Here is a 26527-nt window from a genome sequence, read left to right on the forward strand (position 1 = left end):
TCGAGGGAAGCGCTTCCCTCCCCAAAAATGAGCGGAGATTGTCAACCAATCGACCGGGGATTACCAGCGCCGGACCACCCTTCTCCCGGGCTGGCTTGAGGCAGGTTGAGGGGGATTTTCGGCCCTCAGCCCCCGGTTTGTCGGGGAAAGGCGGATAAGCCTGAGTCGGTGCCGGGGTGGTCGGCACAGGCTGACGGTTTAATAGCCAGTCGTCTGATCTGCAACGAGATTTACGTTGATTTCCCGACTCGGGTTGGGTCAATATGAGGGCCCGCGGAGAGATGCCGGAGTGGCCGAACGGGATTGACTCGAAATCAATTGTGGCAGCAATGCCACCCAGGGTTCGAATCCCTGTCTCTCCGCCATTTATCAAACCCAATCTGTCAAACAGGTTGGGTTTTTTGTTTATGTGCTGTTTATGGCGCGCGACCAGAGCGCATGGCATTGAGTCTGGGGCATGACACCTGTGAGGACGTGGCAATACCGGCTCCTGCTGCCGTACTCGGTTCTGTGAAATCCACATGTCTTCATCGCCTGCGCACTCCTCATTCACCTGAGGGCAGCCCCTTTACCATCAGAAAATGGCAAAAAAACAGCCGCAAGGCGGCTGAAAAAGCGAGTCATCGACCATGACCCGGCTGTAGGCATTCGATCACACCGGTTGCACTGCGGCGCTCCAGGGCATCGGCATGCGATGGGGGCCTACTCCAGGCCCCTTGAATATCAGAGATGCCATGACTGCGCAGGTCATGGCTTCACGGCGATCGTCCCTGTGTGACTGGGCGCTCTTCTTCTCATGTGCGAAGACCCGAGCGGCCGCCACCTCGGGAGGCCGCCCGGGATTGTCAGGCTTCCACCTTGAGGGAGGCCATGTCGATGACGAAGCGGTACTTCACATCGCTCTTGAGCATCCGTTCATAGGCATCGTTGATATCTTGCATGGCAATCACTTCCACATCCGACACTATGTCGTGTTGGCCGCAGAAATCGAGCATCTCCTGAGTCGCAGCCATACCGCCAATCATGGACGCCGCTACCGCCTTGCCGCCGATCACCATGGGCATGCTGTCCAGGGCCGGTTCGAGCGGGCCAAGATAACCCACCAGCACCAGGGACCCCTTGAAACGCAGGGTGGGAATGTAGGCATTGAGATCGTGCACATAGGGCACGGTATCGACGATGAGGTGGAAGTGACCCGCAACCTGAGCCATCTGGGCGGCATCGGTCGAGATGACGACCCTGTCGGCGCCGAGCCGATGGGCATCCTCTTCCTTGCCGGGCGAGCGGGTAAACAGCGTCACGTCGGCACCCATCGCCTTGGCCAGCTTGATGGCCATATGGCCGAGACCGCCGAGTCCCACGACGGCGACCCGGCTGCCGGGGCCGATGTCGGCGTTTTTCAGGGGTGACCAGGTCGTGATGCCGGCGCACAGCAGCGGCGCCGCCCCCTGCAAGGTGAGGTTATCGGGAATGCGCACGACGAACGCCTCCTTGACCACGATCTTCTCGGAATAACCGCCTTGGGTCAGGCTGCCATCGATACGGTCGGGGGCGCCGTAGGTGTAGGTCGCTGTCTCGCTGCAATGTTGCTCATGACCCTCTTCGCACGCCTCGCAATGACCGCAGGCGTCCACCATGCAGCCGACCCCGACCCGGTCGCCAACCTTGAATCTGCTGACCTGGCTGCCGATGGCAACCACCCGGCCGATGATTTCATGGCCCGGCACTATGGGATAGTGGGTCCAGCCCCAGTCATTGCGGGCGGTGTGCAGATCCGAATGGCAGACGCCGCAGTAGAGAATGTCGATCTCCACATCATCGGGGCGTGGCAGCCGGCGAGTGATGGGATGAGGTGCCAGCGGTGCCGTGGCCGAGGCGGCCGCATACGCGTTGACGGATTTAATCATGGTGTTCTCTCCGATGGGGTGGCAACAGTTGCCGGGGTATCTCTGTGCAACGCTGGGGCTGCACGGCGTCTTGAGCGGGTTGAGTCACGGGATCGGAACCTCATCCGTTCACCTGGGAGGGGTGCAGCCGCTTGCCGCTGCCGACCACCAGCGTGGCCACCATCAACAGGGCGGCGCTGCCAATCAAGGTGGCGCCTATGGTGTAGTGATCGAGCAGCCAGCCACCGATGCCAGCCCCCAGCATGATGGAGAGCTGGATGGCGGCAACGATGAGGCCGCCGCCACTCTCGGGGGCATCGTGGATCCCCTGGGCTATCCAGGCTGACCAGGCAACCGGAATGGCAGCATTGATGGCACCCCACAGGGTCAGCATCAGCGCGACGCCCCAGAAGGAGTGCTGCATGGCGAGCAGGCCAAGGGTGATGAGTGCAAGCATCAGGGGCAGCCATCGCAGCAGCCGATAGAGGTGACGATGCAGGGTGGCGCTGGCCACAGTGGTGCCCACGAATCCGGCCATTCCCAGTGCCAGCAGCAGGGAGGAGAGTTCCGGCAGGCTGGTTTGGGTACGTGTCTCCAGAAACGGTCGGAAGTAGGTAAACGCACAGAAGGCGCCAGCAAAGGTGAGCATGACGCCGAGCATGGCCATCGCCACATTGGGTCGCTTGAGCAGCCCCAGAACTGGATCAGCACTGTGCTCGCTTCGCATAGAGGGCAGGCTGACGGCCATCCACAGCAGGTTCAGCACCACCAGCGGTGTCAGCAGCCAGAACACGCCCCGCCAGCCGATGATGCCACCCAGATAACTGCCGAGCGGAGCGGCAAAGGCGGTGGCGACGGCATTGCCGGTGTACATGAGGCCGAGGGCCCTAGGCACCGAGTCGGGGGACACCAGCCTCATGATGGTGGCGGTGGCCAGTGCCCAGAATCCACCGACCACCACGCCCAGCAGGGCCCGGGCCAGCATCAGCAGCGCAAAGTTGGGGCTCAGTGCGATCAGGATGAGGGAGAGCAGCATCACCAGTGCCAATACCATCAGCACATGACGCCGCTCATGGTGGGCGCAGACCCGGGTGACCAGCAGGCTGGCGACGACGGCGAAGAGACCCGAGATGGAGATGGCAAGGCCCGCCTGGCCATCGCTGGCACCGAGATCGCGGGCGATCGGGGTCAGCAGGCTGACCGGCATAAACTCGGCGGCGATCAGCAGAGCCACGCAGAGGGTCATGGCCCCCACGGCCCCCCAATGTTCTTGTACTGCGGGGAGGGATTCGACAGCGGCATGATGAGTCTTCATTTTACGACCTGATATTGAAGGATGGAGGTGCGTCATTTGACGGCTTCAATGGTGAGGGTGCCCGAAGGCTGGGCGGTCAAGGCATCCAGACCCGATGCAAGGCGTCCCAGTCGGATGAGGCCGCTCGAGTAACCGAAGTCCCGGTAGTAGATCGCCAGATTGCCCCAGGGTGCGTAGTAAGCGATGTCTCCGACTTGCGGGTCTATCCCCTCTGGCGCCGCCTGAGTCGTCAGCTTGCGCGGCAGGTAGGCAATTTTCTCCGTCTGCGCGTACTCCTCCAGTGCCAGGGTCAGGGGGAGCTGGGAGAAAAAGTCCCGGGCGCTCGGCGTATCGTCGAGCGTCGCCACGGCCGTGCGGCCATTGATGGTCATCTTGATGCGCATGTTGTCTTGTCCGTTGAGGCTGAGGGTGACGTTTTGAGCGAACTCCTGCTGCCACCAGGCCGTGGTGTCGGGGAGGCTAGCCATGGCGAGGGGCTGGCCGATTCGTGGTGTCAGCAAGCGATAGGGCTTGCCGTCGCTGGCAAGGCTGATCCGATCCAGCGGCGCCATCCAAGGGTGGTTGGCCAGGGCAAATTTGCCCAAATGAGCCGGCATCAGGGCACGGGCTTGCAGATCCTCTGCTGCCTTGACAGCCCCCTCCGGGGTCATGTGGATCAGTGGCCAGCGCGGGTCGTATTGCCCCATGTCCAGCACGGCCAGGTCGATTGGCCCCAGGCGCCGGCCGATATCGGCAAAGTGGCGACCGTAGCCGCTGTCACCGCTGAAGAACAGGGTTTGCCGGGCACTCTTAAGGGCGAAGGCGACCCAGAGCGTCTGGTTCTTCTTAAACAATCGCCCGGAGTAATGACGTGCAGGCAAGAGATGGATGGTCAGTTCGGGATCCAGTTGCAGGGTGCTGTTCCAATCCGCCTCATGTATGCGGGCCTGTGGGTAGCCAAAGCGCTCCAGATGAGCGCCGACACCGAGTCCGCTGACTACCGCCTTGACCCTGGGCAGCAGTGCCTTCAGGGTTGGGTAGTCGAGATGATCCCAGTGATCATGGGTGATCAGCAGGTAGTCAATGTCGGGAAAATCCCCGGCGCTATACGGATTACTGCCTGCAAAAGCTTCATTGGCATAGGGCAGGGGGGCAGCATTGTCACTAAAGATGGGATCAATCAGGATGCGCTTGCCCGCCAACTGGACGTAATAGGAGGAGTGTCCGAGCCAGATCAGCAGATCCGCATGGCGGTCGAGACGGTGAAGGTCGGTCTTGACGGCAGCGAGGGGGGCGGCGGGGGTCAGATCTTTAGCAGGATTCAGCCACCCCGACAGGATGATCGAGAGGGTACTGCTGTCACCGGTCAGTACAGGTGTGGGCTCTAGATTCTGAAATTCACCGCCTTGGTAATGGGGTGATCGGGTGATGGCATCAAGGCGTGCGCCGGAAGGGATTGCCCCCATCTGCGGTTGCCTAATAAAGAGCATGGCCGCGACGGCCAGTGCCACCGCGATCAACAGCAAGGCCGGCAGTATGGTGCGTGTTTTAGTGGTCATTGCCGATCTCCCGACATCAGCTTTCGTGCAGCAGACATGTCATGTGACACCGCATCCGATGGAAAACGCGCGGCGGTATGGCCCGCCGCGTGCTTGGTCTTTACTTCAGGTTGGTCTTGAAGAACTGCTCAAACTGACCAAAGGGGATCTTGCCTGCCACGTTATCGTAGAGATCCACATGGTTGGCGCCCGGTACCACGACCAGTTCTTTTTGCTGACTTCCCACGGCCTTGAAGGCATCTTCGGCAAAGTAGCGCGAGTGGGCGTTCTCGCCGGTGACGACAAGCGTAGGAATCGTGATTTCGCTGGCATAGCTCAACAGCGGCATGTTCATAAACGACAGCGGCATGGTGGTGGTCCAGGCTCCGTTAGAGTTCACCGAGCGAGAGTGGAAGCCGCGCGGGAGACGGTAGTAATCGAAGAACTCCTTGAGTACCGGATGCGGATTGTCCGGCAGGGCCTCTGGCAGGGTCCGGCTGGCTGCCGTGACCTTACCCTTCTGGTCGACATAGAGATCGTGATTACTATGGGCAAAAGAGCCACTTTCCGCGTCTTGCCAGCGTTGTTCGTTCAGGTGTTTCAATATGGCGCGGCGATCGGCAGTGGTGTAACGATCCTTGCCATCGCCCACCCCATGCCCCATGGCTCGACTCATGTCATACATCACGCTGGTCGCCACGGCTTTGACGCGAGTATCGGCGGCGGCGGCATTGAGGGCCATACCACCCCAGCCGCAGATCCCCAGCAGACCGATCCGGGTACGGTCCACCTCCTCTTGCAGGCCAAGGAAATCGACGGCGGCACTGAAATCTTCGGTGTTGATGTCGGGTGAGGCCACATCGCGCGGTTGGCCGCCGCTTTCGCCGGTGTAGGAGGGGTCAAACGCCAGAGTGACGAACCCGCGCTCGGCCAGGGTTTGGGCATAGAGGCCGCTCGACTGCTCCTTCACCGCGCCAAAGGGGCCGCCCAGGGCAATGGCCGCCAGCTTGGCGTTTCCCCGGTTCTTCGGCAGATAGAGGTCAGCGACCAGGGTGATGCCATAACGGTTCTTGAAGGTCACCTTGCGATGCTCGACTTTGTCGCTCTGGGCAAAGGTCTTGTCCCATTGGGTCACCATGGAGACGGGTTCAGTGGGATTGGCAGTTTGGGCATGGCTCATGGTGGAGACTCCGGTCAATGCGGCGCCCAGCAGCAGGGCAGACGCGATAGCGGTCAGCTTCTTGGGGATAACATTCATGGTAAAGCTCCTTGAAATCGGATTTCTGATTCGTGGTCCTGAGGGTGGTTTGATGGTGTTGTGAACCATGAGCTGCATTCTAGTTAGAGCTATTGATGATGATTAGATCGGGTTTTTTGATAACATTGATGCGCTTGTGTTCTTAATTAGGGCGTCCAATGGACGTTGAACAAACTCTGGCTGGCTGAAAAATGTGGGTGGAACAAGATGACAAGCCGCGAGAATTACAACGATCTCCACGTCTTCATGCTGGTTGCCCGGGAAGGCAGCTTTACCCGTGCGGCTGCCAGGCTGGGGCTGGCCCAGTCCGGGATCAGCCGCACCATCCGGGATCTCGAGGCCAGGCTCGGGGTGCAACTGCTGGTGCGCACCACCCGCAGCCTGTCACTGACCCAGGCTGGCGAGCAGTTATACCGCACGGCACAAAGCGGCTTTCAGTCTCTGGATGCGGGGCTCGCTACGCTAGCCCATTTTCGCGACATCCCTTCCGGCACTGTGCGGATCAACGCCAGTCAGCACGCCATCGACAAGGTGCTGCTGCCCAAGCTGGCCCTCTTCAGGCAACACTATCCGGATATCCGGCTGGAACTCATCAGCGAGAGCCGCTTCGTGAACATCATCGATGAGCGCTTCGATGCCGGCGTGCGGCTGGGGGGGGAGGTGGACGAAGGAATGGTGGCCGTGCGCATCACCCCGGATATGGAGATGGTGATGGTGGCGACGCCGGATCACTTTCTGCAATACGGCTTTCCGCAGACACTGGCCGAGCTGGCGGTGCATCCCTGCATTGCCTATCAGTTTGCCGATGGCAGCCTCTATCAGTGGGAGCTGTGGCAGGAGGGCAAACTGGTCAAGCATCGGCCAGAGGGGCAGTGGGTCTTCTCCGACAGCTACATGGAAGCGGCGGCAGCAAGAATGGGGTTGGGATTGGCCTATGTCCCTGAGGAGCTGGTCGCCGATGAACTGGTGCGAGGAACCCTGATCCGGGTGTTGCAGCGGTTCAGCCACCGCCTGGATGGCCTCTATCTTTACTACCCCCATCGCAACGTGTCGCCCGCCTTGAGAGCCCTCATCGACACGCTGAAACTGTGAGGAGAGAAGCCAGATGCCTTGGCATATGGCGCCGACAGGGTGAACGCCATGATGCCTCAACCCTGCTCGCAGGATGGACTCGGGCACGGGTGCTGATGGCGACATCGCCCATCAGGGCGTTTTTGGACAAATACCAGAGGAAACAAACTCCTGGTCAGGGTCAAGACCCCTGGATAGGCGCAGGATTCAGGCCAAGTTCAGCGCTACCCCGGTATGGTGCTCGGCGTCGATGGGAGGCAACGAATGGCAAGCGAGGTGGCTGCAGGTTGAGCCCTGCCCGTTTCTCTTCAAGCCCGCCAAGACGCTGAGGGACAGCGGTATGGGGTGACATCCTGACTCGGGCTTGCTCTCACGGACGACGTCCATTTTCTGCCGCGACGAGCGGCCGTCACTATGCCTGTCCATGATCTCTTTCTGCCGCACCGGCGGCCCCCATTCTCATGCCGTCCAGGAGGACATATGACCGAATGCCATCTGCCCAAGTGCAACCCCGCCTCTCTCATTCGCCAGATAGGGATAGGTCTGGCGGCCGGCGCCCTCTGCTTGCTGATGTTGAGCTATGTGAGCCCTGCTCGACAGAGTGCGCCCGAGACGGCCCCCGCGCCAGCAGAAGCCTCCTCGCCCCAATCCCTGACGAGCGGCGCCGCGGCAACCGACCGCCAAGGGGATGAGGCGAGCTTCCCCCTGCCTGCGCTGACGGCCGGGGCTGATGGGGAGAAAGGGGAGGGGATGACAGCCGGGGTGACAGTCACCCCCATGATGGGCGAGCCGAGCACGGCCGTCTTTACAGCGCCGCAAGAGAAGGCGGTCCATCAGCCGCCCATGGGGATACCGGCGAGCCTCCCCCCAGCAGCGCCTCAGCCTGAGGCCAAGGCTGTAGTCCCCTCCGAGCAGGTGCCCAAGCCCGCTGCCAAACCGGCGCCCACGTCTGAGAGCAAGCCCGAGATAAAGCCGGAGGCCAAGGCGCAAGCCACAACGCCCGGCAAGGTGAGTCTGACGCCAGCCAGGGTCCTGCAACAGAAGAACGACAACCACCTCAGCGTTCAACTGATGGGGTCCCGCAGCCTGGCGGCCATAGAGCAGTTTGTGCTCGCCAATCGGCTCGCTGGCCAGGTGTGGGTCTATCAGACCCGGTTCAACGGCAGCCCCTGGTACGTAGTGCTGAAGGGTGAGTATGCCGGCATGAGCCAGGCCCAGGCGGCCATTCGCACGCTGTCGCCAGCCCTGCAGAAGGCGGATCCCTGGCCCAAGTCATTCGCCCAGGTGAAGCGCGAATTGCAGCAGTAGCCCTGCTGCCAGGATGACGGGGCTCAGCCCTTGCGGCTGGCGAGCTGACGCAGCAGCTGGGTACTCTGGTGCAGGCTCTGCTGCTGCACCTCGCTCAGGGGGCACTGCTTGAGCACGTATTCGGCGCTGGCCACCACCGTCTTCCAGCGCGGTGCCTTGGGCAGGGTGTCCAGGCTCAGGTATTTGTCGAGGGTGCGGGTCTGGGGGCTGGATCTGTCCATGTAGACGCGCCACAGCTTGCTCTTCTCCGCCAGCACTATCTTGCCCTTGCCGGTGCTCTGCTGCCAGGTATCCAGGGTGAGGCGCATGGTGTCCACCAGGGCCCGGCGCAGAGGCTCGTCATCCTGCTGGCGAATGAGGTTGTCGGCCAGCGATCTGAACTCCCCCCCCAGCCGGCTCAGTTCACCCAGCAGTTGGCCATCTTCGATGATGGCCTGGCGCGACAGGCTCTTGAGGGCGTTCTCCAGCGCCATCACCCTGTTGTCATCCTGGCGCTGCTCGGTGCTGAGGGTGAGGGCGAAGGCGTGCTGACCCCCCAGGCTGATGGGCAGGGCCCGTGCATTGAGTCCGTCCTTCTGGCCCGCCACCAGGAAGCTCAGATCCTGCTCCGGCCGCGCCGTCATGTCGGGCCACTGGCTCGCCAGCGGGGTCGCCAGCCACTCGTCGAGGGGCAAGCCTTCCATGGCTTCCGGCTCCTGTCCCAGCAGGCGGGCCAGGGCGCGGGAGGCAAACAGCACCACCCCCTGTTCGTCGATGAAGACCATGGGATCGGCCCCCTCCCCGAGCAGCGCCAGCAGCCGCTCCTGATCCTGATGCAGCTGGGCCTGCAGGCGCAGGCGGTGCTCTATCTCCTGCTTGAGCAGGTGATTTTCCACCAGGGAGGCGCGGCCGGCGCTGGCCTCCAGCAGGGCCCTGACCCGGGCAAACAGCTCCTCCTTGCAGAAGGGCTTCACCAGGTAGTCGTTGGCCCCGGCGTTGAAGCCCTCTTCTATGTCCTTGGGCTGGTTGAGGGCGGTGAGCAGCAGCACCGGCAACTTGTCCTTGGGATGCTGCTGGCGCAGGCGGCGGCAGACGTCGAAGCCAGACAGGGTCGGCATCATCACATCCAGCAGTATGAGGTCCACCGGCTCCTGGGCCAGCTTGGCCAGGGCGTCGTGGCCGTCGCTGCTCGGTAGTATGCGATAGCCGCAGGGCTGCAGCAGGTGGCGCAGTATGTGCAGGTTGATGGGCTCGTCATCCACCACCAGGATGAGGGGCGCGTCTGGTGGGGGCGGGGGCAGATCGTCGCTCTCCCAGTCCGGCAGAATGAGGGGCTGTTGGCGCACCAGCTGATGCTCGATCTGGCGGCTGTCGAGGGTCAGGCTGCCCGCCTTGCCGCTGGCGAGCGGCAGGGTGAAGGCGAAGGTGGAGCCGACGCTCGGCTCGCTCTCCACGAACAGCTCACCCCCCATCAGGTGCACCAGCTGGCGGGTGATGGAGAGACCCAGGCCAGCCCCCTGCTTGCTCACTTCCGGGCTCATCTGCACCAGGGGCTCGAAGATGTGCTCCAGGTGCTCTTTGGCAATCCCGATGCCGGTGTCCGTCACCCTGATGCGCAGGAAGTTGCCCTCCACCAGGGCGCTCAGCACCACCTTGCCCTGGGGCGTGTACTTGATGGCGTTGCCCACCAGGTTGTAGAGCACCTGTTCGAGCCGCTGCTCGTCCGCCAGCACCGGCGGCAGCTCCGCCGGGCTTATGTCCACCAGAGTGAGGGGTTTGGCCTGCACCAGGTGCTGGCAGAGATCCAGCACCAGCCGGATCACCCCCTTGGAGGAGACCGGCTGGGGGTGTATCTCCAGCTGGCCGTAGCGCATCTGGTGGTAGTCGAGCAGATCGTCCACCAGTCGGGCCAGGCCGTCGGCGCTCTTGATGATGAGACCGAGCTGCTTCTGCTGGCCCTCGGTGAGATCCTGCTGGCTGGCGAGCATGGACTCGGCCATCCCCTTGATGCCGTGGATGGGGGTGCGCAGCTCGTGGGAGGTGTTGGCCAGTAGTTCGTCTTTGAGCTTGTCCGCCTGCTGCAGGCTGAGGTTCTGCTTGTGGGTCAGCTTGACCTGCTGTTGCAGCTCCTGGGTCTGGCGTTCGATGAGCTCTATCTTGTCTTTCACCGAGCGCTGCATGTGGCGGAATGCCTGGGCCAGCCGGTCGATGTCGTCGTCGGTGCGGGGAATGGTGATGGGGTGCTCCAGGGCGCCATCGGCCACCTGCTCGGCGGCGGCGGTGAGGGATCGCAGGGGCGCCGTGATGGAGTGGGAGAGCCAGCGCGAGAACAGGATCAGCAGCAGCAGGGAGCCCGCCCCCAGCAGGATCACCAGCGTCTCCAGCTGGCGTATGGGGGCATAGGCCTCGCTGGTGGAGACCTCGGCGATGAAGGCCCACTCGGTGTCGAACACCTTGACCTGGGTGTAGGCGGCCAGCACCTCGTCATCGTGATAGGAGAGGAAGGGGCCGACCCCCTGCTCGCCGGAGAGGGCCTTGATGACGAGCGGCGTCTGCAACGGCCGGAAGTTGGGGCTGAAGCTGTTCTCCACGCTGAATTCGGGGGCCAGCCAGGCGTTGGCGCGCATCCGCTTGTCCGGGCCTATGAGGATGGTCTCGCCGGTCTCGCCGAGCCCCTCCCGCTCCGCCATGATCTGGTTGAGCTTGTCCGGCAGCAGCTCGAAGATCACCACGCCGCGCACATAGTCGTATTGCATCACGGGGGCGGCCAGATAGGCGACCACCTGGCCGGTCAGCTCGTTGCGGCCAAAGTCGGTGAACTCGAAGATCTGCTGGGGTTTCTGGCCGCCGTCGAGGCGACGCTTGATCTTGGCGAAGGTGTTGCCAAGGCCGCTGGCCTGATAGGGGCCGGAGAGCAGGTTGGTGGCGAAGTTAGGGTGCTTGGTGACCGAATAGACAACGTCACCGTTGAGATCCACCAGGAATATGTCGCTGTAGTTGGACTTGCGCACCATGTCGGCGTAGCCGCGGTGAAAGCGCTGGTGCACCCGGCCATACATCTCGTCTGCCAGGATCAGGGCGCTGATGGAGGGCTCGATCTCCACCTGGCTGTCCGGCTGTTGCAGCTTGTCCCAGGAGCCGGGCACATAGCGGGCCTGGGCGCGGGCGCGGGCCTCCTGAGGCGTGGTGCCGAGCTTTTCGAAGGCCCCGGTGAAACCGTAGAAGCGACCGATACTGTTACCGGCAAAGTCCTGCTGGGAGAAGTTGATGATCTGCTCTTTGAGGTTGCCGAAGTAGTCTTCCAGCTGGCTCTTCTTGATGTTGCGCACCGAGACCAGATGGTTGGAAGTCTGGGTGGTGAGGTCCTTGCCGTGGCTGTAGAGGAAAAACAGGGTGACGACCAGGAAGGGCACCAGGCCCAACATGAAGAAAGCCAGCATCAGCTGCGGTCTGAGCCCACGAGGCCTGAAGATCCATTTCATTGTGTGATTTTCAATTGAGAATCCAGTTACTAAGCGCAGTGAGTTTCTGACTAAAGACTAACTATTTCAATGGCTTTATCTTAAATTCGCTCGTCGGGTCACAGGGAGTGGCGGGAATTTTGAGCAAGGCGTTTAAAGCCTGAGCAAACGCTCCGGAAAAGCGCGCAAAGTCATAAAAAAGGGTTGTGCCCGGGCTCGGGGTACGTATAATGCGCCTCGTTGTCAGGCAACTGGCACACGGCAGTCAGGCGGGAATAGCTCAGTTGGTAGAGCACGACCTTGCCAAGGTCGGGGTCGCGAGTTCGAGTCTCGTTTCCCGCTCCAATTTTCCATCGCACCAACGGTGGATATCACTTTCAAGACAATCAGTCTTGTCAGCATGGCGCGTTAGCAAAGCGGTTATGCAGCGGATTGCAAATCCGTTTAGTCCGGTTCGACTCCGGAACGTGCCTCCATCTTCTTCCTCAGTTTCATTCTTGTTCCATGCCCTGTTCCATGCCCTGTTTCATCCCGGAAACGTGTTTCGGCATACCCCGTTGCGTTCAATATCCTTGCTGGGTCAATAACAGCTCGCATCCCTGCTTGCGCCACTCTCTTTGCAGATAGTGACTTATCTCGTCGAGGGATTGCCCCCGATACTGAAGTTGCAGCTCGGCGGCGTGGTCGGTCAGATCGGCCATCTTCTGCTTCAGTTGACCGCACTGCCACAGGCTGACGACAGGCACTCCCTGGTACGCCAGCGTGATGGCGTCATCTCGATTGAGTCGCCACTCCTGCCACTGTGACCAGGCGAGCAGACCCAGCACGCTCAGGACAGCAACATCTGCCAGTTTCATGCGCTTCTCCCCCCATTTACCTGCCCATGTTCTAACTCTTGCCCAAGACGTAGCTTTTGCCAGCCTTGTTATTTTTTGGTTAAATAATGTAACCCAGTTTCACTTTCTGGTTTTTAGGCGGTTTTTTTATAAAAAAAGGGGCTTGTTGGTGTAGTAATCCTACAGCTTGTGGAGTAATCTTTGCTCAGTGGTCTTACCAGTGAGGCGTTAAATCATGTTTCATCCCTTCTCCCTGACTCAGATAATCCTTCGCCGCATCTTCGTACTGATGGTGGGTCTGCTCGCTTTCCCGGTGATGCTGTTTCGCCGCGATCGCGCCCGCTTCTACAGCTACCTGCACCGGATCTGGAACAAGACCAGCACCAAGCCGGTGTGGCTCAAGATGAGCGAACGGGGTGAGCGGATCTTCTACTGATCCCCTGCCCACAATGAAAAAAGACAGCCCAGGCTGTCTTTTTTTATGGCCGGCCCCCGGCATGGGCCTCTTTCCCGCATGGCTGAGAAGTCAGCCCCTGGCTTGCACCAGGGCGGGTTTCCACCGCGCTTATCCTCACCCAGAGCCTCTCTCTTCCCCCTTCATACCCGCGATTGCCCCCGATGGCGCCCCGTCATGCCTCCCGGCCGAGTTCGGCCAGCGCCGCGCGCAGGCGGGCTAGGCCTATGGGTTTGAACAGGCAGTCGTTCATGCCGGCGGCCAGGCAGAGCTCTCGCTCCCTGGGCAAGGCGTGGGCGGTAAAGCCCCAGACCGGTAGCTCATGGCCACGGGCGCGCAGGTTGCGCGTCAGTTCGAAGCCGTCCATCACCGGCATCTGGCAGTCGGTGATGACGAGGTCGAAGGGGTGGCTGCCGACGGCGCGCAGGGCCTCCAGCCCGTTGCTGCGCACGCTGACCTCGTGTCCCAGGTGCTTGATCTGCTGGCGCAGCAGGATCTGGTTGGCATGGTTGTCATCCACTACCAGTATCCGCAGCCGGGGCCCTGGTTCCCGGGGAGGGAGGGGCACCGTCACCTGCGGGAGATCCGGGGTGGCCAGGGTCAGGGGCAGCCTTATCTCGAGGCGGGTCCCCCGTCCCGTCTCGCTGTCGATGCCTATCTCTCCTCCCATCATCTGGCACAGGATGCGGGCCAGGTTCAGGCCAAGGCCGCTGCCCGGGTACTGCTGGGGGGAGTGCGCACGGTAGAAGGGGGTGAACAGCTGGGGCAGCTTGTCCGCCGGGATGCCGACCCCGGTGTCTGAGATGACCAGGTGCAGCACAGGGGCGTGCAGGGAGTCTCCCGCCAGGGAGGCGCTGATGCTCACCTCGCCCTGCTCCGTGAACTTGATGGCGTTGCCGATCAGGTTGAAGAGGATCTGGCGCAGTCGAAGGGAATCGATCAGCACAGTCGGCAGGGGGGCGACGGGCAGTTCGACACTATAGGCCACCCCCTTTTGCCCGGCCATGCCATCGAACACCCGGGTGACCGACAGCAGCAGCGGCGTCAGCTCGCAGGGGGTCGGGGTCAGGGTCATCTGGCCCGCCTCTATGCTGGCGATATCCAGGGTATCCCCGAGCAGATCCAGCAGACCGTTCGCCGAGTCCGCGGCGATGCGCAGCAGCTCGGCGCTATGGCGACTGAGGGCGGGATCTTCGGTGGCGAGCTCCAGCATACCGAGGATGGCGTTCATGGGGGTGCGGATCTCGTGACTCATGGTGGCGAGAAAGTCGCTCTTGGCCCGGCTCGCGCTGTCGGCCTGCAGCTTGGCCTGGCGCAGGGCCTCCTCCAGCTGCTTGCGGTCCGTGATGTCGATCCAGCCGTCGATCACCCCGCTGATGACCCCCTCGCCATCGAAGTAGGGCACCATCCAGTGATAGATGTGGGTCTGGCTCCCTTCGCGATTGAAAATCCGATCGGCAAAGATGGGCTGGCCATGCTGCAGCACCTTCGCAAAGTCCTGCTCCAGGGTTGAGATGCTCCGGGAGTCGATCAGCCCTTCCAATCCCTGAGCGAAGGGCTGACCCATGACCTCTTCCGGGCGGGCACCGAGCTGGGCCAGGTATTTGCTGTTGCACAACAATACCTTGCCGCTCTTGTCCCGCACCACTATGGGGTGGGGCTGACTCTCCCCGAGCGCCTTGATGAACCTCACGTGGGCCTCCAACTGCTGGCGGGAGGCCTGCTCGGCGCGGGCCAGCCGCTTGAGCATGAGGTTGCGATAGAGCAGCACCAGGGCCAGGGCGAACAGCACCGCAAACAACAGGTAGAAGGCGTGGGCGTGGCGCTCGATGAAGCCGGGCACCGGCAGTTTGCGGTTGCGCCACTCGTAGCTCGTCATGGCCAGCTCGTTGGGCGGGATGGCGAGCAGGGTCTTGTCGAGGATATTCATCAGCATCTCGTTGCCGGGCTGGCTGGCAAAGCCCATCCGGATGGGCTCGTCATCGGCGGGCCCCGCGATGCGCAGCCGGGTTCGCGGATCATTGTCCAGGGCGTGCCGGGCAAAATAGAGCGGCACTATGGCGGCATCCAGCCTGCCCCCCTCGACGGCCTGCATCGCCTCCTCGGCGCTCTCCATGATGGTGAGCCTGCTGCCCTCAAGCTGATCGGCGAGCGGGGTGTGGCGGGTCATCCCCACGCGCTTGCCCGCCAGACTCTGCAGCGAGTCCATGCTCTCCTCCCCCTGATGGGTGAGGATCACGTAGATGTCGTCCGTGGCATAGGGAACCGAGGGGCGCAGGCCATAGCGCTCGGCCACGGGCCGGGAGATGGCACCGATGAGATCGAGGCGCCCCGAGCGGATGGCCTTGTCCCGCTGCCTGTCGGAGTCGAAGCGGATGAACTCGAAGGAGAGGCCGGTGCGCTTGCTCACCTTGGCCAGCATGTCGACCGTCATGCCGGTGAGCTGGCCGTCGTGATCCATGGCGCCATAGGGGTAGAGGTTGTCCATCAGCCACACCCTGATGGGGGGAGACTGACGCATCCAGGCCAGCTCGGCGGCGTCATAGCGCTCGCTCGCGCTGTCATTCATGTCACGTATGGGCCCGTTCCACTGGCTGAAGATGGCATTGCGGGTTCCGTCGTCGATGGCCTCCAGGCCGCGATTGATGAGGCCGAGCAGGGCCGGTACGCGGGCGGAAACTGCGAAGCGAAAGTCGGCCGGTGCCAGGCTGGGTTGTGCCTCGCCGCGCTGCCTGAGGTGGTCGAAGCGCTCGCTGTTGAGGTAGTGCATGGCGTGGGCGTCGCTGAGCAGTATCTCCTGGCGGCCGAAGAAGACGGCGTCGAAGGCCTCCATGTTGGAGGGATGGGTCACCAGGGTGAGGGTAGGGTAGTAGAGCCTGAACCTCTGGGTATCAATCTGCCCCGCTACGGCGGCGACGCGCTGGCCCGGGGCCAGCAGGGGGCCCTGATAGGGTTTGGGGGTCGAGAAGACCAGGGCGCTGCTGAAGTAGGGGTTGCTCAGCCGGATCCCGGAGGCCTCGGTGTCCGCCAGGGTCAGGTTGCCGAGGTTGACCAGATCGATTTCTCCCCGGCGCAGGGCGAGCAGGGCGCTCTCCTTGTCGGCGAAGAGGTGCAGTGACAGGGGCTTTTGCAGTAGATGGGCGAGGATGCCGAGGTAATCGGCGGAGATCCCCTCGAACCTGTGCTTTGAGACGATCATGCTGAAGGGGCGATAATCCTCTGCGAGAAGGCCGACCCGCAGTTGCCTTGCCTGCCGCAACCAGGCCTGCTCGGCCTTGGACCAGCGGGGAGGGGCTATCTCGGGGTCGTGACGGCTGTGCAGCGTCAGCGCCAGCGCAGGCTGGATGAACAGCAGACAGAGCAGGATCAGTGATCGATAGAGGTTCATCATGCCACCTGGAACGGGACAGCCATCCTTGCCGGGTCTGGGCCAAAGGCGGCCATTCTACCGGAAAATGGCTATAACGAGTCCCTTATTTGGCCGCAGCCAGCATGAAAGGCACAAAGATGGCGGCGTGAGCCGCCATCCATACCCAGGGGTTGCCGGGATCAGCCGAACCGGTAGGCGCCCATGTAGAGGCTGCCATAGTCCCAGCTCTGGTGCAGCCTGGTCGGTCTGTCGCTCCCCGCCGCCCCGAGCGCCACGAACAGCGGACGCAGGTGATCGTCATGGGGATGGGATTCCACGGCGCCAGGGGCCCGGGCCCGATAATCTTCCAGCGCCGCCCTGTCACCCTCATCCATGGTCTGCTCCAGCCAGTGCACAAAATCGCTCGCCCAGCGGGGCACAGGGCTGTCGTCCGGCCCGAGCGCCCTCAGGTTGTGGGTGATGGCGCCGGAGGCGAGGATGGCGATGCCCTGCGCGCGCAGATCTTGCAGCGCCTCCCCCAGTTGCCACAGCTGGGCCGGGGTGAAGCCGGCCGGGATGGAGAGCTGCACCAGGGGGAGCTCGCTCTGGGGATCCATCAGGGAGAGGGGCGACCAGACCCCGTGATCCAGCTCGCGGTGTACCGCAGTGGCGGGCAAGCCCGCCAGCAGCAGCTGATCGCTCACCGCCTCCTGCAGCCACTGCGGGCTCTTGGCCGGCCAGCGGATCCGATAGAGGGGCTCGGGGAAGCCGTAGAAGTCGTACATCAAGGCCGGGCTCGGCTCGACGTTGAGCTGCAGCTCGCTGCGGCTGAACCAGTGGGCCGAGAGAACCACCAGCCCCCTGATACCCTCAAGGCGCAGCTGTTTCAGGAACCGGGTGGCAGGCTGATCCCGCAGAACCAGATCCGGGGCGCCGTGGGAGATAAACCAGACGGGGGCGATAGCCATGACAGACTCCATATGCGTTGTGCCGATGCGTGCTGCGCACCGAAAACCCGAGGTCAGGGCGACATGCCGCTGACGATGTGGTCATTATCTGCCCCAATGGTTGGGTTAACAATCAGGCTTTATGGATAAGCACCGTTCACTTTTGGTTAATAGTCTGAGCTGTAAGGGCGAACGAAATGGCGCAGAAACGACAAAGCCGGCGCACTGCGCCGGCTTTGTCGTCAAGGCCCCGTCGGGCGGCGGCAGCTTACTGGATACCCAGCAGCTCCACGTCGAAGATCAGCACGGATCCTGGCGGTATCTTGCCGGCGGCACGGTCGCCGTAGGCCAGATTGGCGGGGATGTAGAAGCGGGTCTTCTCCCCTTCCACCATCAGCTGCACCCCTTCGGTCCAGCCCTTGATCACCTGATTGAGGCCAAACTCGATGGGCTCGCCGCGGGCGACCGAGCTGTCGAATACGGTGCCGTCCAGCAGCTTGCCCTCGTAGTGCACCTTCACCTTGCTGGTGGCGGTGGGGTGAACAGTGCCGCTGCCCTGGGTCAGCACTTCGTACTGCAGGCCGGAGGCCGTGGTGGTCACCAGGGGCTTCTCCTTGTTGCTGGCGAGGAACTCGGCGCCCTTGCGCACGTTCTCTTCGGCCAGTTTCTTGTTGTTGCTGCTGGAGTAGAAGTAGTAGGCCACCCCGGCGACGAGCAAGGCGATCAGAATGAATTTCATCGGTTTTCCTATTCCCTGAAATGCAAAGAGTGCAATGAGAACGGCATCTTATCCCAGTCGGGGAGGGAGGGCGAGTGGGACGCAGGAGGATATGACTGGGCTGGCAAGGCTCCGGGGGCATCATGCCCCCGGTTCGGATTTACTTGGCGGCCACCATCATCAGGGCGGGCAGGGCGAAGAAGAGCCCGGCCACATAGCCCAGCGCCAGCAGCTTGTTCTCGCTGCCCACCCGGGCCAGGGTCTCGGCGGCCTTGATGGGCAGCTCCCGCAGGAAGGGGACCCCGTAGATGAGCACCACGGCAAACAGGTTGAACAGCACGTGGACCAGGGCTATGGTCAGCGCCAGCTGGGCACCGGCACCGCTGATGGCGGTGGCGGCCAGCAGGGCTGTGATGGTGGTGCCTATGTTGGCCCCCAGGGTGAAGGGGTAGAGCTGGCGGGTGTTGAAGACACCGCCGCCGGCCAGGGGGATCATCAGGCTGGTGGTGGTGGAGGAGGACTGCACCATCACAGTCACCAGGGTGCCGGAGGCGATGCCGGTCAGGGGGCCACGACCCAGGGCCTTGTGCAGCAGCTCCTTGGCACGGCCCACCATGACCCGTTGCAGCACCTTGCCGAGGCTGGTGACGCAACCCAGGATCAGCAGTATGCCGATGACTATGGTGGCGATGGCGGGGCCCTTGCCCGGCAGGAAGGCGACGGCCGAGTCGATGAGATCCAGCGACGGCGAGATGAGGGGCTTCATGAAGTCCATCCCCTTCATCGACATGTCGGCTGAGCCCATCAGCAGGCCGGAGATCCACTCAGCGCTCTGCTGCAGCAGGCCGAACATCAGCTCCAGCGGCAGGAAGATGAAGACCGCCAGCAGGTTGAAGAAGTCGTGTACTGTGGCGGCGGCGAAGGCGCGGCGAAACTCTTCCCTGTCCCGGATGTGACCGAGGGAGACTATGGTGTTGGTGATGGTGGTGCCGAGGTTGGCCCCCATCACCATGGGGATGGCCATCTCCATGGGCAGGCCACCGGCCACCAGGCCGACGATCACCGAGGTGACCGTGCTGGAGGATTGCACCAGGGCGGTGGCCAGGATGCCGAGCAGCAGGGCAACGAAGGGGTTGTTGGCGAAAGCGAAGATCTGGGCCGCGCCCTCGGCGCCGCCGGAGAAGCCCTTGAAGCCGTGGGAGACGGCGCCAACGGCGACCAGGATCAGGTAGATCAGCGTGATCACCGCGAGCCAGTTGAACAGGGGGCCGGGACGGCGGGTCTGCTGGGGTGCGGAAGATGCGGTGCTGTGCATATGGCCTCTTGGGGTCGTTCTGCGTTGAAATGGACGGGCGCATTACAACAAGGCTCCATGACAGAAATATGACAAAGTGACACTTTTATGATGTTTTGGTGACAGGGCGGCAGGGGGCGTCGCAGACAAAAAGTGTCGGAGCAAACGGCGATATGGAGCCATCCGGCTCAGAGTTGGCCCCTGATCTTGCACTGAGATCCCAGGGTTATATGCTGCCAGGCTTTCCTGTCTTCAAACTGAGGAAGTGATGATGCGTGCATGGGTTTTGTGTCTTTCCCTGGGTCTGCTGTCTGCCGGTGCGCAGGCCAGCGTGTTCAAGTCCGAGTGCAACCTCGACAAGGCGGCCAGAAACGAGGCGATGAATGCGACCCTGGGGGTCAAGGGCAACTGCGATGCGGACAAGCTGGTGCGTCAGCAGAAGGAGAAGGCCAAGGCCGAGGTGAAGAACACCACCACGGACGTGCTGGACAAGAAGACGGCGGGCCTGAAAGAGGCAAAGCAGAACACCAATGCGGCCCTGGACAAGCAGACCGCCGATCTGAAACAGACTCAGGACAAGGTCAACCAGACTCGCAAGGATGTCAAAGCCGTAGCCAAGGATCCGGTCAAGGCGGCCGCCACCGCGGTGATCAACCAGGGGTGAGGGATAGTCCTGCGCAGGTCTGCATGCAAGAAGGGGAGCCATGGGCTCCCCTTCTGTTTGGCTGTCATCCGGCCGGACTTACTGGCCGTCGGCCGTTTCCTCGTACTGACGGAAGGGGATGCGGAACACCGCCAGGCGCAGGAAGAGGTAGGTAACCCCGATCCCCGCCCAGATGAGGCCAAGCTCCAGGGAGCTCTGCTCCAGGTTGATCCAGAGCGCGCCTATGGTGGCGGCCCCCAGCAGCGGCAGCACCAGGAACAGCAGGTGATCCTTCAGGCTCTTGTTGCGCTTCTCGCGTACCCAGAACTGGCCGATGACCGACAGGTTGACGAAGGTGAAGGCCACCAGGGCGCCGAAGTTCACCAGCGCCAGCGCCATGTCCAGATCGAACGACACCGCGGAGAGGGCCAGGGCCCCCACCAGCAGCACGTTGATGGCCGGGGTGCGCCAGGTGGGGTGGATATAGCCGAACACCCGCTCCGGGATCATGCGATCGCGCCCCATCACGTAGAGGATGCGCGACACGCCAGCGTGGGCCGCCATGCCGGAGGCGAGCACGGCCGCCGTGGTGCACACCAGTACCACGCTCTGGAACAGGGTGCCGCCGACGTAGAGGGCGATCTCCGGCAGCACGGCGTCCGGCTCCTTGAAGCGGGCCAGATCCGGGAAGAAGAGCTGCAGGCTGTAGGAGACGGTGACGAAGATGATGCCGCCGATGAGCGCTGTCAGCACTATGGCGCGGGGGATCACCTTGCCGGCGTTCGGGGTCTCTTCCGACAGCGAACTCAGGCCGTCGAAGCCGAGGAAGGAGAAGCAGAGAATGGTGGCGCCGGTGAACAGCGGCAGCATGCCGGCGGACTCCAGGTGGAAGGGGCGGCTGCTCAGCAGGGTGCCTGTCCCTTCGCCGTGCAGCAGTCCCCAGGCGATGAGGCCGAGGAAGGTGAGGATGATGGCAACCTGGATAAAGACGATGAAGCCGTTGAGGTTGGCCACCAGCTTGATGCCGCGCAGGTTCAGGAAGGTCATCACTGTCACCAGGCCGAAGATGAAGATCCAGGGATCGACGTTCGGGAACATGGCGGTCAGATAGATCTTGGCCAGCAGTATGTTGATCATCGGCATGAACATGTAGTCGAGCAGGGAAGACCAGCCCACCATGAAGCCCACATAGGGGTGGAACACCTTCTGGGCATAGGTGTAGGCGGAGCCCGCCGAGGGGAAGCGACGCACCAGGTGGCCGTAGCTGAAGGCGGTCAGCAGGATGCCGCCCAGTGCCAGCAGGTAGGCGGTGGCGACCCGGCCCTCGGTGATGTCACCGACGATGGCGAAGGTGTCGAACACGGCCATGGGGGTCAGATAGGCCAGGCCCATCACCACCACTTGCCACATGCTGAGGGTTTTTATCAGACGAACGGGTTGCTGGCTCACTCAGGCTTCCTCCTTGCACGGCAGGCAGGAGGTGGAATGGCGTGAGGCCATGGGACTGGTTTCTCGCATCCGCAGCGGATCGGTATGCAAACCACAGACGTTGGTCGCGCGGCGACCAAAGCAGGTTCCGGCGACAACCGGAGACAAAGCCAATAAGAGCCCCATGTTTTTCCTCATTGCGGCATTAGGTCCATCTGAACCTAGATATCATTTCCGGAATGCTTCCGGCCTCGAAGTAGACACTTGTTTTCAAAATGAAAAATAACCGATGTGAGGATCACATCGGTTATTCAAATCGGCGCGCATTTTGCCCCAGATGGGGGGGGATGACAAGCCAGGATCGGCATTCCCGGCAAGAGAATGCACAAGGACAGGGTTTACATCAAAAAACCGCGTCTATTCCGGTGTGGACGGCAGTGGGGCCAGCCCGCTGCTGGCAAGGCTTTGCGCCGGTTGGCTCGGCAGCGAGACGCGCCAGACGGTGGTGCGCAAAAACAGGTAAATTCCGCCGATGGCGGCCCAGATCAGCCCCAGCATCAGGGAGGTCTGCTCCAGGTTGAGCCAGAGTATGGCCACAGTCCCGGCTCCGAGCAGGGGCAGCACCAGGTACTGCAGGCGATCCTGCCAGGTTTTGTTGCGCCCCTGACGCAGGTAGTAGCAGGAGATCACCGACAGGTTGACCACGGTGAAGGCCACCAGAGCGCCGAAGTTGATCAGCGCCAGGGCGATCTCCAGATCGAAGCTGATGGCCGACAAGGCCAGCAGGCCCACCAGCAGTATGTTGAACACAGGGGTGCGCCACTTGGGATGGATATAGCCGAAGGTGCGCTGGGGCAGCACCTTGTCCCGTCCCATCACGTAGAGGATGCGGGAGACCCCGGCGTGAGAGGAGAGCCCCGAGGCCAGCACCGCCACGCAGGCGCAGACCAGCACCACGCTCTGGAACAGCTTGCCGCCGACATAGAGGGCGATCTCCGGCAGCACGGCGTCCGGCGCCTTGAAGCGGGAGGCATCCGGGAAGTAGAGCTGCAGGGCATAGGCCACCACCACGAAGATGAGGCCGCCAAGCAGGGCGGTCAGGATGATGGCTTTGGGGATCACCTTGCCGGCCTCCGGGGTCTCCTCGGAGAGGGCGCTCAGGCTGTCGAAGCCGAGGAAGGAGAAGCAGAGGATGGTGGCCCCGGTCAGCAGCGGCAAGATCTCTGTGCTGCTGCTGTAGATGGGCTGCAGGCTGAGGGTGCCGACCCCTTCCCCCTGGTAGACCCCATGAGCGATCAGGCCGAGGAAGACCAGCATGATGGCCACCTGGATGAAGATGATGAGGCCGTTGAGGTTAGCCACCAGATCGATGCCGCGCAGGTTGATGGCGGTCATCAGCACCGTCATGCCGAGGATGAAGATCCAGGGCTCGACGCCGGGGAAGAGGGCGCTCAGATAGATCTTGGCCAGCAGCATGTTGATCATCGGCAGGAAGATGTAGTCGAGCAGGGAGGACCAGCCCACCATGAAGCCCACCACGGGGGAGAACTCCCGCTGGGCATAGGTGTAGGCCGAGCCCGCGATCGGGTAGTGACGCACCATCTTGCTGTAGCTGGAGGCGGTGAAGAGCACCCCGACCAGGGCCAGCAGGTAGGCGGTGGTGACATGACCCTGGGTGATGTCGGTGACGATGCCGAAGGTATCGAACACCACCATGGGGGTCATGTAGGCCAGGCCCATCACGACCACTTGCCACAGGGTCAGGGTTTGTTTCAGTCGCGCAGGGCGTGGGGCCATGGGGCCGTCTCCTAAGAATGCAGTGGTGAAGGGCCCGCCTGCCGGGCAGGGATAGGGCCCCATGACAGGGTGACTGGTCACTGAGGGAGCCAAGTGCTCCTGCCATCATTTTTGGGGGCGAGATGATACCGTATAAGCAGGCCATCCGCGATGGACGGCCTGTCGTTATCTGACGATATTGTTCGTGCCAGCGAGAAACGCGGGCACTAACCCTGACTGGCGGCTGCCAGCGCCTGTTCGAGCAGGGTTAATCCCTCGTCGACGATGGCCGGCGAGGCGGTCAGCGGCGCCAGGAAGCGGATCACGTTGGCTCGCACGCCGCAGGCCAGCAGCACCAGGCCGCGTTTGCCGGCCTCGGCCACCAGGCGCTTGGTGAGGTCGGGGTCGGGGCGGCTGGCGTCACCCTCCTTGACCAGCTCCATGGCCACCATGGCGCCGGGGCCACGGATGTCGCCGATGCAGTCGACGTCCTGTGCCAACCGGTGCAGGCGCGCCTTGATCTGCTCCCCCTGGGCCAGGGCTCGTTGGTTGAGCTTCTCCTCCTCGATCACCTCCAGCACCGCCAGGGCGGCGGCGCAGGCGATGGGGGAGCCGGCGTAGGTGCCGCCCAGACCACCGGGCTTGGCGGCGTTCATGATCTCAGCTTTGCCCACCACAGCGGAGAGCGGGAAGCCCCCCGCCAAGCTTTTCGCCAGGGTCATGATGTCCGGCTCGACGCCGCTGTATTCGGTGGCGAAGGTCTTGCCGGTGCGACAGAATCCGGTCTGGATCTCGTCGCAGATGAGCAGGATGCCGTGTTGATCGCAGATCTTGCGCAGGCTCTGCAGGAAGCTTGGGCTGGCCACATAGAAGCCCCCTTCGCCCTGCACCGGCTCTATGATGATGGCCGCCACCCGGGCCGGCTCTATGTCAGCGCTGAAGCAGAGATCCAGCGCCGCCAGGGCATCGGCCTCGCTCACCCCCAGGTAGTCGGCCGGGAAGGGGAGGTGATAGACCTCCCCCGGGAAGGGGCCGAAGCCGGTCTTGTAGGGCACCACCTTGCCGGTGAGGGCCATCCCCATCATGGTGCGGCCGTGGAAGCCGCCCTTGAAGGCGATGGTGCCGCTGCGGCCGGTGTGGGCGCGGGCTATCTTGATGGCGTTCTCCACCGCCTCGGCGCCGGTGGAGAGGAAGAGGGTACGCTTGGGGGTCGGGCCCGGCACCAGGGCGTTCAGCTTCTCGGCCAGCTCGATGTAGCCGGGGTAGGGGGTGACCTGGAAGCAGGTGTGGCTGAACTTCTCGAGCTGCTCGCGCACGGCGGCGACCACCTTGGGGTGGTTGTGGCCGGTGTTGAGCACGGCGATGCCGGAGGCAAAGTCGATGTAGCGGTTGCCCTCCACGTCCCACAGCTCGGCGTTTTTCGCCCGGTCGATGAAGACCGGCAGCAGGGTGCCGACGCCCTGGACTACGGCCGCTTCACGGCGCGCTTGCCACGCCTGGTTTGAATGCTGTTCTGACTGACTCATCTTTCCTCCCTGAGGGGCATGGGCCCCTGATATTCCTGTGCAATCTGCTCATCGATTGAACCGCGCACTGCCATCTGGCAGGGCGGCATGTCTGGTGCGGGGCGCGGGTGGCGTACCCCAGGGCGCCGTCGAGGCTCTCGTGAGGCCGAGCTGGCGCCCATGTCTATCTATAAAAACGATGGACTGGTGTTAGAGGCATCTTTTTCAGCGATGCCTCTGAGGGGCATGGGCATCAACGGATGCCGCCAAAGCAGAGGTATTTGGTCTCGAGGTACTCCTCCAGCCCCTCTGCCGCCCCTTCCCGACCCAGTCCTGACTCCTTGATGCCGCCAAAGGGCGCCAGCTCGGTTGAGATGATCCCCTCGTTGATGCCCACCATGCCGTATTCCAGCTGCTCGGCCACCCGCCACACCCGGGCAATGTCGCGGCCATAGAAGTAGGCGGCCAGGCCATAAGGGGTGTCGTTGGCGATGGCGATGGCCTCGGCCTCGGTCTCGAAGCGCACCAGGGGGGCGACGGGGCCGAAGATCTCCTCCTGCAGTATGGGGTTGTCCCGGGTCACGCCGGTCAGGATGGTGGGGTGGTAGAAGAGCGGGCCGGCGGGGTGGGCTTGCCCCCCCACCAGCACGCTGGCACCGGCGGCCTCGGCCTGGCTGACCAGGGAGGCGACCTTGTCGGCGGCGGCGGCATTGATGAGGGGGCCGATCTGGGTGCCATCACCCATGCCATCACCCACCTTGAAGGCGCGCACCGCGGCGGCCAGCTTCTCGGCGAAGGCGTCATGGACGCTGGCCTGCACCAGGATGCGGTTGGCGCAGACGCAGGTCTGGCCGGCGTTGCGGTATTTGGAGGCGAGCGCCCCGGCCACGGCGGCGTCGAGGTCGGCATCGTCAAACACGATGAAGGGGGCGTTGCCACCCAGCTCCAGAGAGAGCCGCTTCATGGTGTCGGCGCACTGGCGCATCAGCAGCTTGCCGATGCGGGTGGAGCCGGTGAAGGAGAGCTTGCGCACCTTGGGGTTGCGGCACAGCTCGTCGCCCACGACCGAGGCCTGATGGGAGGTGACTATGTTGATGACCCCGGCGGGAATGCCCGCCTGCTCGGCCAGGGCTGCCAGCGCCAGCGCGCACAGGGGCGTCTCGGCGGCGGGCTTGATGACTATGGTGCAACCGGCGGCGAGTGCAGGTCCCGCCTTGCGGGTGATCATGGCGATGGGGAAGTTCCAGGGGGTGATGGCGGCCACCACGCCCACCGGCTGCTTGATGGTGGCCAGGCGCCGGTCGCCGGAGAAACCGGGAATGGTGCGGCCATAGGCGCGCTTGCCCTCTTCCGCGAACCACTGGATGAAACTGGCACCGTAGGCTACCTCGCCCTTGGCCTCGGCGAGCGGCTTGCCCTGCTCGCAGGTCATGATGCGGGCGAGTTCATCCTGGTTGGCCATGATGAGTTCGAACCAGGCGTGGAGCCTGCTGCCGCGCTCCTTGGCGGTGAGGGAGGCCCAGGCGGGCTGGGCACTGTGAGCCGCCGCGATGGCGAGCCGGGTGTCCGACTCGTCCATGTCGGGTACCTGGGTGATGAGCTGGCCGGTCGCCGGGTTCAGGACCTCGAAACTTTGTCCGCCATGGGCCTCGCACCAGCGGCCATCTATATAGGCAAGGGACTTGATCAGGGAGAGTGCGGGTTGTGATGCTGACATAGATAGGAAGCCTCGATTGTGGGTCTGGGTGGCCAACTCATCCCGTGGTGCCACCGTATAGAATA

Annotated in this window: 18 protein-coding genes and 3 tRNA genes; 7 read left to right on the forward strand and 14 right to left on the reverse strand. The window is 62.8% G+C overall.

Annotation, left to right across the window (positions count from 1 at the left end):
- Nucleotides 1–275: 275 nt before the first annotated feature.
- Nucleotides 276–365: transfer RNA gene (locus G4923_RS13120), tRNA-Ser, on the forward strand.
- Nucleotides 366–845: 480 nt separating this feature from the next.
- Here G4923_RS13120 and G4923_RS13125 read toward each other — a convergent pair.
- From G4923_RS13125 to G4923_RS13140, 4 genes are all read right to left on the reverse strand, one after another.
- Entirely contained in the window at nucleotides 846–1907 is a 1062-nt protein-coding gene (locus G4923_RS13125) for an NAD(P)-dependent alcohol dehydrogenase (protein WP_163137335.1), read from the reverse strand.
- A 100-nt stretch (nucleotides 1908–2007) separates the two neighbouring features.
- Nucleotides 2008–3201: an MFS transporter gene (locus tag G4923_RS13130; RefSeq protein ID WP_163137336.1), complete on the reverse strand. Its 1194-nt coding sequence runs from the start codon at nucleotides 3199–3201 to the stop codon at nucleotides 2008–2010.
- A gap of 32 nt (nucleotides 3202–3233) precedes the next feature.
- On the reverse strand, nucleotides 3234–4739 hold the full coding sequence (locus G4923_RS13135) for a cyclophilin-like fold protein (protein WP_163137337.1): 1506 nt from the start codon (nucleotides 4737–4739) through the stop codon (nucleotides 3234–3236).
- A 100-nt stretch (nucleotides 4740–4839) separates the two neighbouring features.
- Nucleotides 4840–5976, reverse strand: coding sequence for an alpha/beta hydrolase (locus G4923_RS13140; protein WP_163137338.1), 1137 nt, complete (start codon nucleotides 5974–5976; stop codon nucleotides 4840–4842).
- A 207-nt stretch (nucleotides 5977–6183) separates the two neighbouring features.
- Between G4923_RS13140 and G4923_RS13145 the strand changes: the two genes are divergently transcribed.
- Together G4923_RS13145 and G4923_RS13150 are read left to right on the forward strand one after the other, a co-directional pair.
- Complete coding sequence (locus G4923_RS13145) at nucleotides 6184–7068, forward strand: LysR family transcriptional regulator (protein WP_111910013.1); 885 nt, start codon at nucleotides 6184–6186, stop codon at nucleotides 7066–7068.
- 459 nt (nucleotides 7069–7527) lie between these two features.
- Nucleotides 7528–8355, forward strand: a complete 828-nt coding sequence (locus G4923_RS13150) for an SPOR domain-containing protein (RefSeq protein ID WP_240455341.1) — start codon at nucleotides 7528–7530, stop codon at nucleotides 8353–8355.
- Nucleotides 8356–8378: 23 nt separating this feature from the next.
- On the opposite strand, the gene G4923_RS13155 is transcribed toward G4923_RS13150, so the two are convergent.
- Entirely contained in the window at nucleotides 8379–11816 is a 3438-nt protein-coding gene (locus tag G4923_RS13155) for a hybrid sensor histidine kinase/response regulator (protein WP_163137340.1), read from the reverse strand.
- 248 nt (nucleotides 11817–12064) lie between these two features.
- Here G4923_RS13155 and G4923_RS13160 point away from each other — a divergent pair.
- Nucleotides 12065–12140 (forward strand) — tRNA-Gly (locus G4923_RS13160).
- Nucleotides 12141–12197: 57 nt separating this feature from the next.
- Nucleotides 12198–12271: transfer RNA gene (locus tag G4923_RS13165), tRNA-Cys, on the forward strand.
- A gap of 87 nt (nucleotides 12272–12358) precedes the next feature.
- On the opposite strand, the gene G4923_RS13170 is transcribed toward G4923_RS13165, so the two are convergent.
- A complete protein-coding gene (locus G4923_RS13170) occupies nucleotides 12359–12652 on the reverse strand; it encodes a hypothetical protein (protein ID WP_111910060.1) in 294 nt (97 codons plus the stop codon).
- 214 nt (nucleotides 12653–12866) lie between these two features.
- On the opposite strand from G4923_RS13170, the gene G4923_RS13175 reads away from it, so the two are divergent.
- A complete protein-coding gene (locus G4923_RS13175; protein WP_025327782.1) occupies nucleotides 12867–13067 on the forward strand; it encodes a YbfA family protein in 201 nt (66 codons plus the stop codon).
- A gap of 193 nt (nucleotides 13068–13260) precedes the next feature.
- Here G4923_RS13175 and G4923_RS13180 read toward each other — a convergent pair whose 3' ends face one another.
- The 4 genes from G4923_RS13180 to G4923_RS13195 all read right to left on the reverse strand — a co-directional run bounded on the left by G4923_RS13180 (nucleotide 13261) and on the right by G4923_RS13195 (nucleotide 19414).
- On the reverse strand, nucleotides 13261–16473 hold the full coding sequence (locus G4923_RS13180; protein ID WP_163137341.1) for an ATP-binding protein: 3213 nt from the start codon (nucleotides 16471–16473) through the stop codon (nucleotides 13261–13263).
- Between the two features lie 161 nt (nucleotides 16474–16634).
- Nucleotides 16635–17402, reverse strand: a complete 768-nt coding sequence (locus G4923_RS13185; protein WP_163137342.1) for a DODA-type extradiol aromatic ring-opening family dioxygenase — start codon at nucleotides 17400–17402, stop codon at nucleotides 16635–16637.
- A gap of 247 nt (nucleotides 17403–17649) precedes the next feature.
- Nucleotides 17650–18120: a BamJ family beta-barrel-assembly machinery protein gene (locus G4923_RS13190; protein ID WP_106886177.1), complete on the reverse strand. Its 471-nt coding sequence runs from the start codon at nucleotides 18118–18120 to the stop codon at nucleotides 17650–17652.
- Nucleotides 18121–18259: 139 nt separating this feature from the next.
- Nucleotides 18260–19414, reverse strand: coding sequence for a Na/Pi cotransporter family protein (locus G4923_RS13195; protein WP_163137343.1), 1155 nt, complete (start codon nucleotides 19412–19414; stop codon nucleotides 18260–18262).
- A 250-nt stretch (nucleotides 19415–19664) separates the two neighbouring features.
- Here G4923_RS13195 and G4923_RS13200 point away from each other — a divergent pair, with 250 nt between their 5' ends.
- Nucleotides 19665–20057: a hypothetical protein gene (locus G4923_RS13200; RefSeq protein ID WP_106886179.1), complete on the forward strand. Its 393-nt coding sequence runs from the start codon at nucleotides 19665–19667 to the stop codon at nucleotides 20055–20057.
- 78 nt (nucleotides 20058–20135) lie between these two features.
- Here the strand turns inward: G4923_RS13200 and G4923_RS13205 are convergent, their stop codons facing one another.
- The 4 genes from G4923_RS13205 to G4923_RS13220 form a co-directional block, all read right to left on the reverse strand.
- Nucleotides 20136–21446, reverse strand: a complete 1311-nt coding sequence (locus tag G4923_RS13205; RefSeq protein ID WP_106887887.1) for an APC family permease — start codon at nucleotides 21444–21446, stop codon at nucleotides 20136–20138.
- 435 nt (nucleotides 21447–21881) lie between these two features.
- Nucleotides 21882–23261: an APC family permease gene (locus G4923_RS13210; protein WP_106886180.1), complete on the reverse strand. Its 1380-nt coding sequence runs from the start codon at nucleotides 23259–23261 to the stop codon at nucleotides 21882–21884.
- 206 nt (nucleotides 23262–23467) lie between these two features.
- The gene (gene gabT / locus G4923_RS13215; protein ID WP_163137344.1) at nucleotides 23468–24766 is read right to left on the reverse strand and encodes a 4-aminobutyrate--2-oxoglutarate transaminase; all 1299 of its coding nucleotides are present in this window, start codon (nucleotides 24764–24766) and stop codon (nucleotides 23468–23470) included.
- A gap of 232 nt (nucleotides 24767–24998) precedes the next feature.
- Entirely contained in the window at nucleotides 24999–26462 is a 1464-nt protein-coding gene (locus G4923_RS13220) for an NAD-dependent succinate-semialdehyde dehydrogenase (protein ID WP_163137345.1), read from the reverse strand.
- Between the last annotated feature and the right edge of the window lie 65 nt (nucleotides 26463–26527).

Origin of the sequence: Aeromonas rivipollensis, from assembly GCF_010974825.1 — a bacterium.
Taxonomy (GTDB): domain Bacteria; phylum Pseudomonadota; class Gammaproteobacteria; order Enterobacterales; family Aeromonadaceae; genus Aeromonas; species Aeromonas rivipollensis.